Raw genomic sequence first — 16,118 nt, forward strand, 5'->3', positions numbered from 1 at the left:
TTCCCGTCAGACCGGCTGGAGACCGTCGAGCCGCCGCGTCAGCTCTTCCAGCGGCAGGCTCGGCACCGTCGCCAGCACCACCCCCGCCAGCCGCACCGCCGCCGGGGATCCCGAGCACGCCCGCAACAACGCCGCCCGCACCCCGGGCTCCCAGCTCCCGGGGTCGACACCGCCCAACAGCTCCAGCAGCAGCAGCGCCTCGGTGTCCGTCAGCCGGCCGGCCGACGGCGGCCCGGCCGGCCCCTCTGCCGCGCCGCGCGGATCCACCCCCGGACAGGCCGCCGCGACCAGCGCCGCCTCCTCCCGGCTCGCCACGCCCAGCGCCTGGACGATCCGCCGCAGCGAGTCCACCCGCGGGCGGGCCCGGCCGCGTTCGAGGTTCCCGATGGCCCGTGCGCTCAGCCCCGAGCGCTCGGCGAGTTCCTCCTGTGTCAACCCGGCCGCCTCACGCGTAGAACGCAGCAGCCCGCCAAAGTACTCCCGCCGCTCTTTCATCCCCGTCCCCCCGGAGGCAGCCACGTCCGATCTCACCTTAGGTAATCGATCGGACACCAGCCTCTGATATGACTTGAATCACAAGTCAATCCGCTCCGAACAAGGGCAACTTGGGCCCGCCCCGTCTCACATGGCGAGACCATCCCCATGAACGGGTAACCCGCAGAGAAGTTCCGGCCCAAGTTCCTGTTCATCAGGTCGCTCCCGAACCAGGATCGAAGCCGTGCGAACCGCTCCGGCGACCCGAAGGTCTGCTTCGCGGGTGACGGTGCGCTTTCCGTCACCATCTACGACGTCTACGCGGTGGACTCGGGCAACAACAGCGGCAAGTTCACCTACCTCACCCAGAGCGGGGCGGGGTACACATCCACCACGCCGTCCTGGTACTCCTGGACCTTCTCCCCCGGGTCCAGCTCACCGGCATCAACATCACCGGCCACTGATCGAGGCGTGTCGGTGGGCGCCGCGCCCTGCGACGCCCACCGACATGCCGTGGCCTCACCGAACGGCCTTGAGAGGAAGTCAGATGGTGGCCCGCTACCGAATCGTCGCCGCCGGGGCGCTCACAGCAGTGGCCGTCGGCTGCAGCAGTACCTCACAGCACGGATCCACAACGGCCGAGCCACCTGCACTGGGCCAGATACAGACCATCACCGACCCGACCCAGATCGTTCTCCCGACAGACCCCTATATGGTCACATCTGCCCAGATAAAGCAGGTGACACAGGCCCAGGACGCTGTCACAGCCGACTGCATGCGGGACTTCGGATTCACCGCCAAGCCAACCACCGTCCTCGGCGCGGACACCGCGGCCATGGCACGGCTGACCCGCAGCAGGCTGTACGGGTACTTCGACGTGGCCAAGGCCAAGACGCTCGGCTATGACCGCTTCGCGCAAACCGACCAGGCCAACCAGGACGCGGCCCAGGCACCGCCTGCGTCCGTGGCGGAGCAAACGGCGCTCTCCGGCAACGACCCGACCACTCGGCAGCCGGTGACCACCCTCAACGGCAAGCCTCTGCCACCCGGCGGGTGCTTTCAAAAAGGCCGCGACGCCCTCAAGGACGACAGCCTCCTCATCGACGACTCCGCCCTCCCGGAGGGAGGGCCGAAGATCCCCGTGAACGATCCCAGGATCGTCGAGGCGTACGCCGCATGGTCACAGTGCATGAAGAGCAAGGGGTTCGACTACAAGGACCCGATCGGCGCCATTGGCGACCAGAAGTGGAAGACCGGCCGGCCGGCCAACGGCTCAACGAACCCCGATGAGATCGCAGCGGCCACTGCGGACATCGACTGCAAGATCGCCAACAACACGGTCGGTGTCATCGTCGCCGTGCAGACCGCCTACGACAAGAAGTACATCGAGGCCAACGCGGCCAAGCTGACGGCGTACCGCCAGCAGACCGAGGATCTCGTCAGGAGGGCCGCCCACATCGCCTCCGGCGGCCAGGGCTGACTTCCGGACCACCCCCCTTACCTCCCACCGACAACCCATGGACGACACTCTCCCGTAGTGAAGTCCTCGGGGAGACAGCTTTGTTGATGACAGGCAAGAAGGCCGACCGACTGCGCGACGCCCACGCCGACGACACCGCCGCCCCGTCGCCGGGCCGTTCCCGGGCGGCACGGCGCAAGCGGGTGCTGCTGGCGGTGGCGGCGGGATCGGCGCTGGTCGCGGTCGGCGGGCTCGGGGCCGCGACACTGGTCAAGTCCCCGGCCGAGCGGGCCGCGCGGACCGCTCCGCCGGCGAACAGCCTGATCACCGCGCCGGTGACCAGCCAGGTGGTGAACCAGTCGGTGCCGACCCGCGGCGTGGTGTACCCGCCGACGCAGTACAACATCGTCCCGGCCGCCGCCTCCGCCGACGTCACCCAGCTGTACGTCTCGAAGCTGGGGGTGAAGACGGGCGACAGCGTGGCCAGCGGGAAGCCGCTGGCCGAGGTCTCCGGGCAGCCGCTCTTCGCGCTCAGGGGGCCGGTGCCCGCCTACCGCGACATCAAGCCCGGCAGCAACGGCCCGGACGTCACCGAACTCCAGGACGCGCTGGCCGAACTGGGGTATTCGAGCAGGCCCGACGAGAAGGGCAGCTACGGCCCCGGCACCGCGCAGGCGGTGAGCGACTTCTACCGCAAGCTCGGCTATCCCGTGCCCGTCACCGGCGCCACCACCCAACAGGCCGTCGACACCGCCCAGAAGGCGGTGGACGCGAGCCAGAAGGCCGTGGACTCGCTCACCGCCCAGAAGAAGGCGGGCGCCGCACCGCCCGCCGCTCCGCCGGGACCGGCTCAAACCGGTGCACCCCAGACCGGCGCACCCCAGCCCGGTACACCCCAGCCCGGTACACTCCAGCCCGGCATACCTCAGACCGGCGCCCCGGCCCCGACCGCCGGGCTCGACCTCGACCGGCAGATCGCCGACGCGAAGAAGCAGTTGACCGCCGACAAGGCCGCCCTCGCCAAGGCCGCCGCGGCGAACGGCCCGATGGTCCCCGCCGCACACGTGGTGTTCCTGCCCACGCTGCCGGCCGCCGTCACGGCGGTCAACGGCTCGGTCGGCTCGCCGGTCAACGGCACCCTGCTCTCGCTCACCAGCGGAGGCCTGAGCCTCACCGGGCAGCTGACCCCGGGTCAGGCCGCCGGGGTCAAGGCGGGGATGGCCGTGGAGATCCTCGTCGAGGACACCAACACCACGCTCACCGGCACGGTGGCCGAGGTCGGCGCCCCCACCACCACTCCCCCGGCCGGCAAGGTGATCACGCTCGGCGGAGCCGCCGCGGGCGGCGGCGCGGGCGCCGGCGGCACGGCCGGCGGGAACCCGGGAGCCGCCGGGGGCCAGCCCAACGCTCCTGGCAGCGGAGTGAGTTACACCCCGATCACGATCAGCCCGACCGCCCCGCTGCCGGCCACGCTGAACGGCAAGAACGTCCGCCTCACCGTCCTGAAGGACAAGGCCGGCGCCCCCGTGACGGCCGTCCCGGTGGCCGCGATCACCACCAACGCGGCCGGCCAGACCTCCGTCACCAAGGTGGACGCCGCCGGCACCCGGACGACCGTGCCGGTGACCACCGGGGTGACGGCCGACGGCATGGTCGCCGTGACCCCGGTCGCCGGGACCGAACTGAGGCCCGGCGACCAGGTGGTGGTCGGCAAGTGAACGACGGACCACCGGTCATCGCCCTCACCGGGGTCGGCCGCAGCTACCCGGGCGAGCCCCCGGTCACCGCGCTGCACCCGTCCGATCTCACCGTCCACCGCGGGGAGTACCTGTCGATCACCGGGCCGTCCGGCTCGGGCAAGTCCACCCTGCTGCACCTGCTCGGCCTGCTCGACACCCCCAGCCGGGGCCGGTACGAACTCGACGGCATCGACACCGGAAGCCTCCGTGACCGGGACCGTTCGACGCTGCGCGGCAGCCGGATCGGCTTCGTCTTCCAGTCCTTCCATCTGCTGCCCCACCGCACCGCCGAGGAGAACGTGGTCCTGGCCCAGGTCTACAACCGCACCCCGGCCCGGACCCGCCGGGCCACCGCGCTGGCGGCGCTGCGCCAGGTCGGCCTCGGTCACCGGACGGACGCGCTGCCCACCACCATGTCCGGCGGTGAGCGCCAGCGGGTCGCGATCGCCCGCGCCCTGGTCAACCGGCCCAGCCTGCTGCTCTGTGACGAGCCCACCGGCAATCTGGACTCGGCCAACGCCGCGGCGGTGCTCACCCAGTTCGACGAGCTGCACGCGCAGGGCTTCACCCTGGTGGTGATCACCCACGATCCGGTGGTCGCGGCCCGGGCCGGACGCCAGGTCGCCATCCGCGACGGCGTGCTCAGCGAAACCGGGACCACCGAACCCCCGGGCGCCGCCGCCCTGACCGCCGAAACCCCCTCCGCCGAAACCCCCGCCGCCGAAGCCGAGGTGCCGCTCTGATGGCCCGCGGCGTGCTGCCCGGGCCCGGCTCCCGGCTCGGCCTCAGGGACCTCGGCTCGGAGGCGGTCTCCGGCATCCTCCAGCGGCCCGGCCGCTCGGTGCTGACCATGCTCGGGACGGTGCTGGGCATCGGCGCCTTCGTCGCCGTCCTCGGCCTGACCGCGACGGCCTCCGGCCAGATCGGCGAACAGTTCAGTCTGACCAAGGCGACCACCGTCCAGGTGACCGACCGGCCCCGAACCGACGGCCTCGCCCCCGGCACCAACCCGCCGACGGACTTCCCGGCGGACGCGGACCGCCGGCTCGCCGCGATCGACGGCGTCCGGGCGGCCGGCGTCTGGTGGCCGGTGCCCGGCAACCTGACCGTCTCGACCCGCCCGAACGGCGAGAACGAGGGAACCGGCCTCACCGTGCTGGCCGCCACCCCCGGCGCCGTGGCGGCGATGGAACCCACCCTGGCCACCGGGGTCACCATGGACGACTTCGTCCAGAGGACCGCCCAGCCGGTGGTGCTGCTGAGCCAGGCCGCCGCCAAACGCCTCGGCGTCAGCCGGCTCGACTCCCAGCCGGCCGTCTTCGTCAACGGGATGCCGTACACGGTGATCGGCATCTACTCGGACGTCCAGCGGCAGCCCAACGCCCTGCTCGGCCTGGTGATCCCGGCCAGTACGGCGCTGGAGCGGTACGGCAACCCCGGCACCGAACCGGACCGCGCGGCCCAGGGCCTGGTCGCCACCCGGGTCGGCGCCGCCTCCGTGGTGGCCGCGCAGATCCCGCTCGCGCTGCGGCCGGACGCTCCGGACTCCTTCACCGTCGTCCCGCCACCCGACCCGCACAGCCTCCAGGACAAGGTGACCTCCGACCTGACCGGCCTCTTCCTGGCGCTGGCCGGGATCTGCCTGCTGGTCGGCGCGGTGGGCATCGCCAACACCACGCTGGTCGCCGTCCTGGAGCGCACCGAGGAGATCGGTCTGCGCCGCTCGCTGGGCGCCCGGACCGGGCACATCGCCGCCCAGTTCCTCACCGAGTCCACGGCCCTGGGCACCCTCGGCGGTCTGATCGGCACCGGCCTCGGCGTGGTCACCGTCGTCGCCGTCGCCGCCGCCCGCGACTGGACGGCCGTCCTCCAGCCCGCCGCCACCCTCCCGGCCCCGCTGGTCGGTACCGTGGTCGGTCTGCTGGCCGGCCTCTACCCGGCGGTGCGCGCCGCCCGCACCGACCCCCTGAAGGCGCTGCGCAGCGGCTGAGCCCGGCGAGGCACGGCGGAGAAGATCCGAACAGCACGAAGGGGGCCCGCCGGTGATGGCGGGCCCCCTTCGTGCTGAGGGTGGGTCAGGCGGCCTGTGCGGCAGGGGAGGAACTCATCCCGACGGGATCAGAACGCCTCCTCCGCGAGCTCCATGATCTCATTGTCGACGCCCTCGGCGATCAGCCGCTGCGGGGTGACGGTCGGCAGGACGTTCCTGGCGAAGAAGCGGGCGGCCGCGACCTTGCCCTGGTAGAACGACACGTCCTTGCCGTTGGCGCCGGACTCCAGCTTGGCCAGGGCCACCGCGGCCTGGCGCAGCAGCAGCCAGCCGATCACGACGTCACCGGAGACCATCAGCAGGCGGGTGGTGTTGAGGCCCACCTTGTACATGTTCCTGACGTCCTGCTCGACCGAGGTGAGGTCGGCCAGCAGCTTGCCGACGATGGCCTCCAGGTCGCCGGCGGCCTTGGCGAGCAGGGCGCGCTCGGCGGCCAGGGCGTCGCCGCCCTCGGCCGAGCCGAGGAACTTCTGGATCTGCTCGGACAGCGCGGTGAGCGCCTGCCCGCCGTCCCTGACGATCTTGCGGAAGAAGAAGTCCAGGCCCTGGATCGCGGTGGTGCCCTCGTAGAGGGTGTCGATCTTGGCGTCCCGGATGTACTGCTCGATCGGGTACTCCTGCAGGTAGCCGGAGCCGCCGAAGGTCTGCAGGGACTGGGCGAGCTGCTCGTAGGACCGCTCGGAGCCGTAGCCCTTGACGATCGGCAGCAGCAGGTCGTTCAGGCGCTCGGCGGCCTCGTCGGTCTCGCCGCGCAGGCGGGCGGCCAGCACGTCGTCCTGGGTGGAGGCGGTGAACAGGACCAGGGCGCGCATGCCTTCGGCGTACGCCTTCTGGGTGAGCAGCGAGCGGCGCACGTCGGGGTGGTGGGTGATGGTGACGCGCGGGGCGGCCTTGTCCCCGAACTGCGAGATGTCGGCGCCCTGCACGCGCTCCTTGGCGTACTCCAGCGCGTTGAGGTAGCCGGTGGAGAGGGTGGCGATGGCCTTCGTGCCGACCATCATCCGGGCGAACTCGATGATCTTGAACATCTGGCGGATGCCGTCGACCGTCTCGCCGAGCAGCCAGCCCTTGGCGGGGTGCTTGGCGCCGAAGGTCATCTCGCAGGTGTTGGAGGCCTTGAGGCCCATCTTGTGCTCGACGTTGGTGGCGTAGACGCCGTTGCGCTCGCCGAGCTCGCCGGTCTCCCAGTCGAAGTCGAACTTGGGCACGATGTAGAGGCCGAGGCCCTTGGTGCCCGGCTTGCCGCCCTCGGGGCGGGCCAGCACCAGGTGGATGATGTTCTCGGACATGTCGTGCTCGCCCGAGGTGATGAAGCGCTTCACACCCTCGATGTGCCAGGAGCCGTCCTCCTGCTTGATCGCCTTGGTGCGGCCGGCGCCCACGTCCGAGCCGGCGTCGGGCTCGGTGAGCACCATGGTGGCGCCCCAGAGGCGCTCGGTCATCCGCTGGGCGACCTTACGCTGCTCCTCGGTGCCCTCGTCGTAGACGACACCGGCGAAGGCGGGGCCGGAGGAGTACATCCAGATCGCCGGGTTGGAGCCCAGCACCTGCTCGGCGTAGGCCCAGATCAGCGAGGACGGGGTGACCTGGCCGCCGATGCCCTCCGGGATGCCCAGGCGCCACCACTCGGCGGCCATGTAGGTGTCGTAGCTCTTCTTGAACGAGGCCGGAACCGGAGCGGTGCCGGTCTCAGGGTCGAAGACCGGCGGGTTGCGGTCGGCGTCGGCGAAGGACGCGGCGAGGTCGTTCTCGGCGAGGCGCGCGATCTCGCTCAGGATGTTCTTCGCGGTCTCGACGTCCATGTCCGCGAACGGTCCGGTGCCGTACACCTGCTCGCGGCCGAACACCTCGAAGAGGTTGAACTCCACGTCCCGCAGGTTGGACTTGTAGTGACCCATGGCCGTTTTCTCCGGTTCGTCGCTTCCGGGAGACCGCCGCGTTCGGGCGCCCCGTACCCACCAGTAAGCATCATGATGCTACCCAGCGGTAACTTGTTTCAAGCCCCTGGCGGTGAATCCGCTATGAACGTGGTCACGTCCCACAAGCCGGGACGACCACTCATTGTCAGGATCGACGCCCGCACGGGCGGGTGCGCTCCCGATAGCCTGTCCGTGTGTACGGATATGACCAGAACGCATACCCGGGCGACCCCTACCAGCAGCAGGCGGGTCCGCAGCCGGGCATGAACGGCATGCCCGGCCCCGGCCCGTACGGCGAGCAGCAGCAGGCGCCGCAGCAGTCCCTCTACCCCGAGCCGTCGCCGCCCTCACTGGCGGACGCGGTCCGGGCCTTCACCACCGGGTCGATGGCGGTGGAGGACTTCCAGGCCATCTTCATCACCTCCAGGGTGCACTGCCCGCGCGGCGACCGCCCCGGCTTCCTGGCGCTGCACAACACGCCGACCCCGGTGATCCCGATGTTCAGCTCCCTGAAGGAGCTGCGCCGCTACGCCGGCAAGGACTCCAAGCACTTCACCGTCACCGGCGCGGAGGTCCTCGACCTGCTGCCGACCGGGTACGGCTTCGCGCTGGACATGGAGGGCGAGCACCGGATGGTCTTCGACGCCAAGGCGGTGGAGCAGATGGTCGACTTCACCATGCGCCGCATGTACGGCTGATCCGCCGCGACGGGAGCCCAGGGACTCCCCCGTCACCACATGGTTCAAAATTCAACTTGCTTCTTGTTGAGGATTGAACTAATCTCGTGCATGCAGGCCACAAACTCCCGAAGGAGGCCGACATGCCCGCCGTGACCGTCGACAACCCGCTGACCCTCCCGCGCGTCGCCACCCCCGACCCCGCCGTCACGAGCGCCCGGCCGGTCCTCACCGTGGTCACCGCGCCCGAGGGCTACGAAGGCGAGGGCTTCCCGGTCCGCCGCGCCTTCGCCAAGATCAACACCAAGTACCTCGACCCGTTCATCATGATGGACCAGATGGGCGAGGTGGACTACGCGGCCGGGGAGCCGAAGGGGACCCCTTGGCATCCGCACCGCGGCTTCGAGACCGTCACCTACATCATTGACGGAACGTTCATCCACCGGGACTCGCACGGCGGCGGCGGCACCATCACCGACGGCGACACCCAGTGGATGACGGCCGGCTCCGGCCTGCTGCACATCGAGAGCCCGCCGGAGTCGCTGGTGATGTCCGGCGGCCTCTTCCACGGCCTCCAGCTGTGGGTGAACCTGCCCGCCTCGGACAAGATGATCGCCCCGAAGTACCAGGACATCCGCGGCGGCAGCGTCAAGCTGCTCAGCACCGAGGACGGCGGCGCGCTCCTGCGCGTCATCGCCGGCGAGCTGGACGGCCACCAGGGCCCCGGCACCACCTTCACCCCGATCACCATGATCCACGCCTCGATCAGCCCCGGCGCCCAGATCACCCTCCCCTGGCGCTCCGACTTCAACGCCCTCGCCTACGGCCTCGCCGGCAACGGCTCGGCCGGCACCGAGCACCGCCCCTTCCACCGCGGCCAGGCCGTCGTCTTCGGCGACGGCGACTCGATCACCATCCGCGCCGACGAGAAGCAGGACTCCCGCGACAACAACTTCGAGGTCGTCCTCCTCGGCGGCCTCCCGATCCGCGAACCCGTCGCCCACTACGGCCCGTTCGTCATGAACAGCCACCGCGAGCTCCAGCAGGCCATGGAGGACTTCCAGGCCGGCCGCCTCGGCACCATCCCCGCCGACGGCCACTGAGGGCTCCGGAGCCGGAACGGCGGAGCGGCGTACCGGTTCTACTGGTACGCCGCTCCGTCGTGTGCGGGCGTCCCGTGCACGACGAACTACCGGGAAGTGGTAGCGGAGATCCATCCTGACCTGGCTCAATAGCAGGATGGAGATCGGCGAGAAGTGGGCCTACCGAGCCCAGCCCAAGTTGCTCGGCAGTGCGGTCCGTCAAGTGGAGATCGTCCGTGTCGGCGGCCCACGCCGTTCCTCGCAGGTGCATGTCCGGTTCCTCGAAGGCGAGGATGCCGGTCTACAGGACTGGGTCACTCCGGCATCCCTGGTCTCGCCATGGGACGGCGTCGCGGCCTTCCAGGCCGATGACAATGCCGAACTCGCCCTGGCCGAGGCGTCCCGGCAGGTGCGGAAGACTGTGGAGTTCGAGACCGCCCGGATGGTTCTCGGCTTCGTCCGGCCCAAGAGCCGATTGCGACTGCGCACGACCGTGGCCGATGCCGGTGTTCTGGAGTTCACCTCTCTGGCCGCCGTCGCCGAGCAGTTCGGGCTCGATGCTGCCGCGCTCCGGGCCGACCCGATGCTGTATGAGAACCGGACCGGCCTGTTCCTGGCAGGCTGGCCGGTCACCGAGCGAATCGCCCGGCGCGCCGCAGAGGTCCTGGCCGAGGACCTCCTCCCGGAGGTCGAACGCAGGCAGGAAGTTCTCGACCGAGACCGTGCGCAGCCCTCATGGCAATCGTGGAACCGCCGCGACGACCGGAAGCTGCAGGCCGAGGACGACATGCTCCGGACCGTCCGGGAGTGGTGCGGCCAAGATCGGGTCGACCGCTTCGATGAGTTGCTTGCTCTGCGGGCCGAAGTCGAGCGACTCGGAACGATCGTCGAACGGGCGCTGAAAGCGCTGCGCGATCGGGGACACGGCGTCATCGCCTCCACCATTGAGCGCGACCTTGGGGTCCGGGCCTCCACCCTTGGTCCCGAGGTCCGGCGCTGACACCACGCCACGGATCGGTCTGCTGCCGTGACACGGCGGGCTCGGCGGGCGCCACCTCCTTCTCCGGCCGGTGCGGGTTCCACCCGTCGAGGAAGGGGCGAAGCTCATCACCGGTGGGCTCGGTGTCGAAGACCTCGACGCCGAGTCCGCTCCGGGGAGCCGTCGGATCGATCCGGTCTGCCTCGGCCCTTCCCCAGGCGGACCATTCCCGGAATCGTTGCGCCTCCACCGCGTCGGCCCGGCTGGCGGCTTCGTCCAGCGCAGCGCAGAACTCCCTGATCTCGCGCGCGCCTTGCCAGCGTTCCAGAGCTGACCCGAACCTCTCCAGGCGTGACGCCTCCGCGGCCTTGCCCCGGGCTGCGGCAACGACGGCTTCCCAGTCCCGCTGCCTGCGCGCCTTCTCCTCGGCGGCCAGCCGCCGTCGCTCGGCCTCGGCCCTCTCCCGTTCCTCCCCCAGTCGGCGTTGCTCGGCCTCGCGCTCCAGTCGGAGGCGCTCCTGTTCCTCGGCGCGTGCCTTCAGCGCCCGGAAGAGCGATGTGATCTGCTCCTCCAACAGCCGCTTCGGCGAGTCGGCGCAGTCCTTCTTCCAGCCGCCGCCGTATCCGTAACCGCCGGCATGCGTCTCCACCAGCTGAAGGTCGAGCTCGCCGGACGGCTCGGATCGGTAGGCCGGAGTCACCCGCTGCCAGTCGTACGTCTTGCGCCGTCCATTGGCCCGGGGCACGAACTGGACCTGCTTTTGCCGCTCCTTGAAGCTCAACTCCCATGTCCTGCCGTGGACCGAGAGCAGTGGCCGCGGCTGTTTCCGCTTCTTGGAGATCGTCACGTCACCATGGCGTGCCAGCGCCTCCTGGGCGATGAGGCGGACGATCGACAGGACGCGAGGGAGCACCTCCTCGGAGATCTCGAAGGCGCTGTGGTCTGCCGTCAGAGCTGCGATCACATCGTCCACGTCCGTGATGACCCGGCTGCGCTGGAGCCGGATCCGGTTCCACTCGGTCTCGTCCAGCCCGTTGTCGCGTAGCAGACCGAGGAAGAAGTCACCCTTCTCCCGGCCGCTGTACTTCAGCTGGTAGCCGTCGGGCGCGCATGTACGAGCCGCGTCGAAGGCCCGGCGCAGCCTGGCCCGTTCCTCCGGCGACGGGTCGGAGATCTTCAGGATTCCCCCTGCCTGCTGGACCTGTTCGATCAGTGCCTGACCGTTCGCCGCCCTGGATTCCTTCGGTGTCTTCGGTTGCTGTCGCACTGTCGGCGTCTGGGCGCCTGCCTGGGCTTCCGGCGGGCCCGCCTCCGCAGATCTGCTCTGGGGCGCCGGGCCAGCGAGGCCCTTGGCCTTGGTCACGGGCTTGGGTGCCGCAGCCGGGCGATCCGGATGATGCCCGTGCTCCAGGTAGAACCGGCCTGCATCGGTGATCTCCGCCCGCCACTTCACCCCTTCGCCCTTCGGCATGGCAATGAGGCCGCGCCCCTTCAAGGCACGAGCGGTAAGGGCGAGCTCAGGCTCACCAGAAGTGACCGGGCTCCCACTCCCACCGATGCGGGCAAGAAGACCGAGCTGACGCTCATTGAGCGGTGACCAACGAAGCATGTTGCCGTCGTACCCCATCAGCATCAGCGGAGACAACTGCGTCGCCCCAGGAACCGGGCTCGGTGCTGCCTCCGCAGCCAGGAGACGTCATCAGCGCAAGGGCCGGAATGCCGGAGCCGCCATGGCTTCACCCCTCAACGCGATACGTTGGCACTTCCGATTCCAAGATCGGGCACGGTGGCTGCACAGACGTCGAAGCGGAAGGGTTGGGATGGCAACGTGGGCGAGGACCTGAAGCACTGGGTTCGCGTACCGGTGGGGCCTGACGCGGCCCGATGGGCCACCCGCGGGCGGTGCCGACGGGTCCTGCTGGTCGTCCACAACGTGACGTCCGCGACGCGGCTGCTCGATGTGCTTCCGCTGTTCCGCGACGATCTGCGCCTTCAACTGCTGGCCACCTGTACCGGGTCTTCCCCATTCCAGTCCGGTGTGACAGAGCTGCTCGCATCGACGGGCATTTCGGTACTGCCCTGGGAACAAGCGATGTCGACTCCTGTGGACTTGGCCATATCGGCAAGCTTCGGCGGCCAACTTGCCGGTATTAAGGGAAAGTTGACCGTCCTATCTCACGGTGTCGGATATAATAAGAAGCTGGCCACGCCGGACGCCGGACGCCGGACGCCGGACGCCGGACGCCGGACGCCGGACGCCGGACGCCGGACGCCGGACGCCGGACGCCGGACGCCGGACGCCGTCTTCGGGCTCGGGCCCGAGTGGATCCTCACCTCGGAAGGCGTCCCGATCGCGGACGCCATGGTCTTCTCCCACCCCGAGCAGATCGACCGACTCGCCGAGTCCTGCCCCACGGCCCTGTCGACCGCCGTCCTGGCTGGCGACCCCTGCTTCGACCGCATCCTCGCCGCCCGGCACCACCGCGACCGCTACCGCAGGGCCCTGGGAGTCCGTCCCGGGCAGCGTCTCGTCCTGCTGAACTCCACCTGGAACCCGACCTCACTCTTCGGCGACTCCGGCCCCGAGGACGTCCTCCCACTCCTACTACCCAGGCTGACGTCCGAGCTCCCCGCCGACGAGTACCGGGTCGCAGCCGTCCTCCACCCAAACATCTGGCACGGCCACGGCCCCGGCCAGGTCCGCCTCTGGCTGGACAAGGCCCGTCGAGCCGGGCTCGCCCTCGTCGACCCGCTCGAAGGCTGGCGCCAGGCCCTGATCGCCGCGGACGTGGTCCTCGGCGACTTCGGTTCGGTCAGCTACTACGCCGCCGCCTGCGGCACGCCGGTCCTGCTGGGCGCCGCCGACCCGGAGGCACTCGGACCCAAGTCCCCCGTGGCGGCGTTCGTCCGGGACGCGCCCCGCCTCGATCCGTACAGCGCGCTGCCGCCCCAACTGGACGAACTGGTGGCCGAACACCGTCCCCTCGCAGGGCCGGCCACGCTGACCAGCTCGGTGCCGGGAGAGTCGGCAGCCCTGCTGCGCGACCTCTTCTACCGGATGATCGGCATCCCCGAACCGGCCGCCCCGGCAGTGCTCGACCCGCTGCCGCTGCCACCGTACGAGCCGCCGCTCCGCACAGCGCCCTTGCGCGTCCTGACCCGCGCCACCGCGGACGACACCATCGCCGTCCAGCGCTTCGCCGAGCCCCGGTACGAACCCGACGACGCCGAAGGCGAGGGCCACCTCGCCGTGCACGAGGAAACCATCGATCCCGGCGCGCTGACGATTGCCGATGTGATCCTCCGGTACGGCGCGGCCGACGACCCCCGGTTCGACTCACCTCACGAGTGGGCGGCCGACGTCCTCGACCGGTACCGTTCCGCCTCGCTCGCCGCCTACGTCACCAGCCCTCACGAATGCGAGGTGCTGCACCGCGGCGGACTGCGGTACAAGCTAACCTCCGACACCGCCGGAGACCCGGCCGCGCACGCCTCAGCGCTCTACGCCCGGCTGCACACCGGCCCGCCGATCGTGACACCGGAGGACACCACCCTGACCGTCAAGACCGGCAGCCACCTCGCGCGAGTGCACGTCACGGTTGTTCGGGAAGACACTGAGCACGCAGCCCGGCCAGGTAGGTGAGATGGATGGTGGCGTTCTCCCGGCTCAGCAGCGCGACGGCCTCGTCGATCAGGGGAAGCGCCCCGACGTGATCGACCACGTCGAGGTGAAGCTCCGCGAGATCCGTCAACACCCGGGCGGTGTTGTAGCGCTCGCCGCTGCCACGGAAGAACTCCCGTGCCGTGGTGAGCCTCTGCTCCGACTCCTCGAACCGGCCAAGGCCTCGTAGCGCCCGCCCCCGGTGCCGGTGCAGCAGCGCACGGGCCCGCGGCACGTCGGCGGCACCGTCGCCAGCCGGGCCGATCCCATCCAGCAGTCTGTCCGCCTCCTCGAAGCACTCCAAGGCCGACCGGAACCGCCACTGGCGCAGCCGCAGCAGCCCCAGCGACTCGACCGCCGTCGCCCGGCCGCGGGCGTGCCCGGCCCTGGCCTCGTCGTCCGCAGCGGTCAGCAGCTCACGCTCGGCCTCCTCGTCCTGCCGCAACTCCATCAGCGCGAAGGCCAGTTGGGTGTGCATCCGGCCCGCCGTCCGGGTGCCCGGGCAGTGCCGGCCGGCAGTACGGGCCCCGGCCCTCAGCGCGGGCAGCAGGGCATCGTGGCAACCCGCCTTGAGCTGGACGGCCCAGAGCGCCTCCACCAGCTGGCAGACGGTATCGAAGCGGCCGAACTCCTCGGCGGCGAGTACGGCTTCCACCAGGTTGCCCGACTCGGCCACCAGCGCGGCGACCGCCGCGCCCTCGTCCTCGTACGGGCCCGGCCCCAGCTCTGCGTACAGCGGGCCGAGGTGCCAACGCTCCTTCAGCGCCGCATAGTCCGCTCGGACGGCGAAGTGCAGGTACCAGTCCACGGCGCGGGCCACGGTCGCGGCACACCCCGCCAGGCCGTCCTCGCGGGCCGCCGCCTCCTCCGCGTGGGCGCGCACCGCCGGCCGGTACCGGTAGCGGCCGTCCCCGGTGCTCTCCAGCAGCTGGAGCTCCACCAGTTCGGCCAGGGCCGATTCCGCCTCGGCCTCCTGGACTTCGGCCATCGCCGCCACCGCGGCCGCGTTCAGCGAGGGCCACGGACACAGCGACCCGAGCCGGTAGATCCTCGCCGTCTCTGCCCCGAGACGCCGGTAGGCGTCCTCGGCCGCCGCCCGAACCGGGGGCAGCGGGCCGGCCGGGCTGCCGTTGCCGATCAGCCCGGTCGCCAGGTACGGGGCCGCGGCCCGCAGGGCGAACGGGGAGCCGGCACACCGCTCCAGCACCGAGGGAAGCGCGGCGCGGGCCGTCACCATGGCCGGTCGGCCCGCCAGGTCGGCCAGCAGCCGCTTGGCGTCCTTGTCGGACAACGGGCCGACCGGGATGGTGACCGCGTCCAGTCCGGTGAGCGGACGGCGGGCCACGATCAGGGTGAAGACTCCGGGCGCGGCCGTGATCAGCGGCTTGATCTGGGCCGCCGACTGCGCGTGGTCGAGCACGACCAGCAGTCGCCGATTGGAGAGCAGGGAGCGGAAGAGGTCGACCCGGTCCTCCAAGGCGGGCGGAACGTACTCCGCCGGCACGCCCAAGCGCAGCAGGAAGTGCCGCAGGACCGTCGCGGCCGTCGGAGCGGTGCTCGCCGATCCGCCCCGCAGGTCCGCGTACAAGGTTCCGTCCGGGAACCGGCCGGCCGCGAGGCCGCCCCAGTGGAAGGCGAGCGCGCTGGTACCGATCCCCGACGGGCCGTGCAGGACGGCCACCTTCGGGAGACCGTCGGGCTTCCGCTCTGCCTCACGGTCCAGCAGCGTCAACGGCCCCTTCCGGTCGGTGAAGAAGCGGGCCGAGGCCGGCAGCAGCCGCGGCACCCCGTGCGCCGCCGCCCCACCGGCGCCCTTCCCGCTCATCACGGCGGCGAGCGCCCTGGCCTGCTCGGGGCTGCGCATCGCCTCCGCCATAAGCAGCCCCGCCACGGACTCCCGCTCGGCCTGCCCGACCGGCGCCGACACCTCCCGCCCCACCGCCCGGGCCACCAGCCCGCCGACCGTCTCCCAGGCCCGCTTCCCCGCCTCGTTGGCCATCCCCGCGCCGGCCGCGCCCAGGAAAGCCGTCACCATCGACAACGACAACGGATCCACCGCACCCACCCCCCGGTCCTTC

General features: G+C 70.8%; 12 protein-coding genes. 8 read left to right on the forward strand and 4 right to left on the reverse strand.

Features of this window, described 5'->3' with window-relative positions; all coding sequences use genetic code 11:
• Positions 1–6 precede the first annotated feature (6 nt).
• Positions 7–495 carry a helix-turn-helix transcriptional regulator gene (locus tag ACIQIB_RS13455; RefSeq protein WP_363605341.1) on the reverse strand — a complete coding sequence of 163 codons (489 nt, stop codon included), beginning with the start codon at positions 493–495 and terminating at the stop codon, positions 7–9.
• A gap of 285 nt (positions 496–780) precedes the next feature.
• On the opposite strand from ACIQIB_RS13455, the gene ACIQIB_RS13460 reads away from it, so the two are divergent.
• The 4 genes from ACIQIB_RS13460 (at position 781) to ACIQIB_RS13475 (ending at position 5,662) form a co-directional block, all read left to right on the forward strand.
• Complete coding sequence (locus ACIQIB_RS13460; RefSeq protein WP_400758101.1) at positions 781–1,380, forward strand: hypothetical protein; 600 nt, start codon at positions 781–783, stop codon at positions 1,378–1,380.
• A gap of 660 nt (positions 1,381–2,040) precedes the next feature.
• Positions 2,041–3,651: a peptidoglycan-binding protein gene (locus tag ACIQIB_RS13465; RefSeq protein ID WP_400757921.1), complete on the forward strand. Its 1,611-nt coding sequence runs from the start codon at positions 2,041–2,043 to the stop codon at positions 3,649–3,651.
• Positions 3,648–4,415, forward strand: a complete 768-nt coding sequence (locus ACIQIB_RS13470) for an ABC transporter ATP-binding protein (protein ID WP_400757923.1) — start codon at positions 3,648–3,650, stop codon at positions 4,413–4,415. The genes ACIQIB_RS13465 and ACIQIB_RS13470 overlap by 4 nt, the downstream gene beginning before the upstream one ends.
• Complete coding sequence (locus ACIQIB_RS13475) at positions 4,415–5,662, forward strand: ABC transporter permease (RefSeq protein ID WP_363605336.1); 1,248 nt, start codon at positions 4,415–4,417, stop codon at positions 5,660–5,662. The genes ACIQIB_RS13470 and ACIQIB_RS13475 overlap by 1 nt, the downstream gene beginning before the upstream one ends.
• A 128-nt stretch (positions 5,663–5,790) precedes the next feature.
• Here the strand turns inward: ACIQIB_RS13475 and ACIQIB_RS13480 are convergent, their stop codons facing one another.
• Positions 5,791–7,620 carry an acyl-CoA dehydrogenase gene (locus ACIQIB_RS13480; RefSeq protein ID WP_400757924.1) on the reverse strand — a complete coding sequence of 610 codons (1,830 nt, stop codon included), beginning with the start codon at positions 7,618–7,620 and terminating at the stop codon, positions 5,791–5,793.
• Between the two features lie 215 nt (positions 7,621–7,835).
• On the opposite strand from ACIQIB_RS13480, the gene ACIQIB_RS13485 reads away from it, so the two are divergent.
• The 3 genes from ACIQIB_RS13485 to ACIQIB_RS13495 all read left to right on the forward strand — a co-directional run bounded on the left by ACIQIB_RS13485 (position 7,836) and on the right by ACIQIB_RS13495 (position 10,400).
• Entirely contained in the window at positions 7,836–8,339 is a 504-nt protein-coding gene (locus ACIQIB_RS13485; protein WP_400657297.1) for an SseB family protein, read from the forward strand.
• A gap of 122 nt (positions 8,340–8,461) precedes the next feature.
• Entirely contained in the window at positions 8,462–9,421 is a 960-nt protein-coding gene (locus ACIQIB_RS13490; RefSeq protein ID WP_400757926.1) for a pirin family protein, read from the forward strand.
• Positions 9,422–9,557: 136 nt separating this feature from the next.
• A complete protein-coding gene (locus ACIQIB_RS13495; protein WP_400657300.1) occupies positions 9,558–10,400 on the forward strand; it encodes a PE-PGRS family protein in 843 nt (280 codons plus the stop codon).
• Here ACIQIB_RS13495 and ACIQIB_RS13500 read toward each other — a convergent pair.
• The gene (locus tag ACIQIB_RS13500; RefSeq protein WP_400757928.1) at positions 10,330–12,012 is read right to left on the reverse strand and encodes a PE-PGRS family protein; all 1,683 of its coding nucleotides are present in this window, start codon (positions 12,010–12,012) and stop codon (positions 10,330–10,332) included. The genes ACIQIB_RS13495 and ACIQIB_RS13500 overlap by 71 nt on opposite strands.
• Before the next feature lie 528 nt (positions 12,013–12,540).
• Here ACIQIB_RS13500 and ACIQIB_RS13505 point away from each other — a divergent pair.
• The gene (locus ACIQIB_RS13505) at positions 12,541–14,022 is read left to right on the forward strand and encodes a hypothetical protein (RefSeq protein WP_400757930.1); all 1,482 of its coding nucleotides are present in this window, start codon (positions 12,541–12,543) and stop codon (positions 14,020–14,022) included.
• Here ACIQIB_RS13505 and ACIQIB_RS13510 read toward each other — a convergent pair.
• Positions 13,973–16,105 carry a tetratricopeptide repeat protein gene (locus ACIQIB_RS13510; protein WP_400757932.1) on the reverse strand — a complete coding sequence of 711 codons (2,133 nt, stop codon included), beginning with the start codon at positions 16,103–16,105 and terminating at the stop codon, positions 13,973–13,975. The two genes, ACIQIB_RS13505 and ACIQIB_RS13510, sit on opposite strands and share 50 nt — an antisense overlap.
• Between the last annotated feature and the right edge of the window lie 13 nt (positions 16,106–16,118).

It is taken from the genome of Kitasatospora sp. NPDC092286, from assembly GCF_044755565.1.
In the GTDB taxonomy this organism is placed as follows: domain Bacteria; phylum Actinomycetota; class Actinomycetes; order Streptomycetales; family Streptomycetaceae; genus Kitasatospora.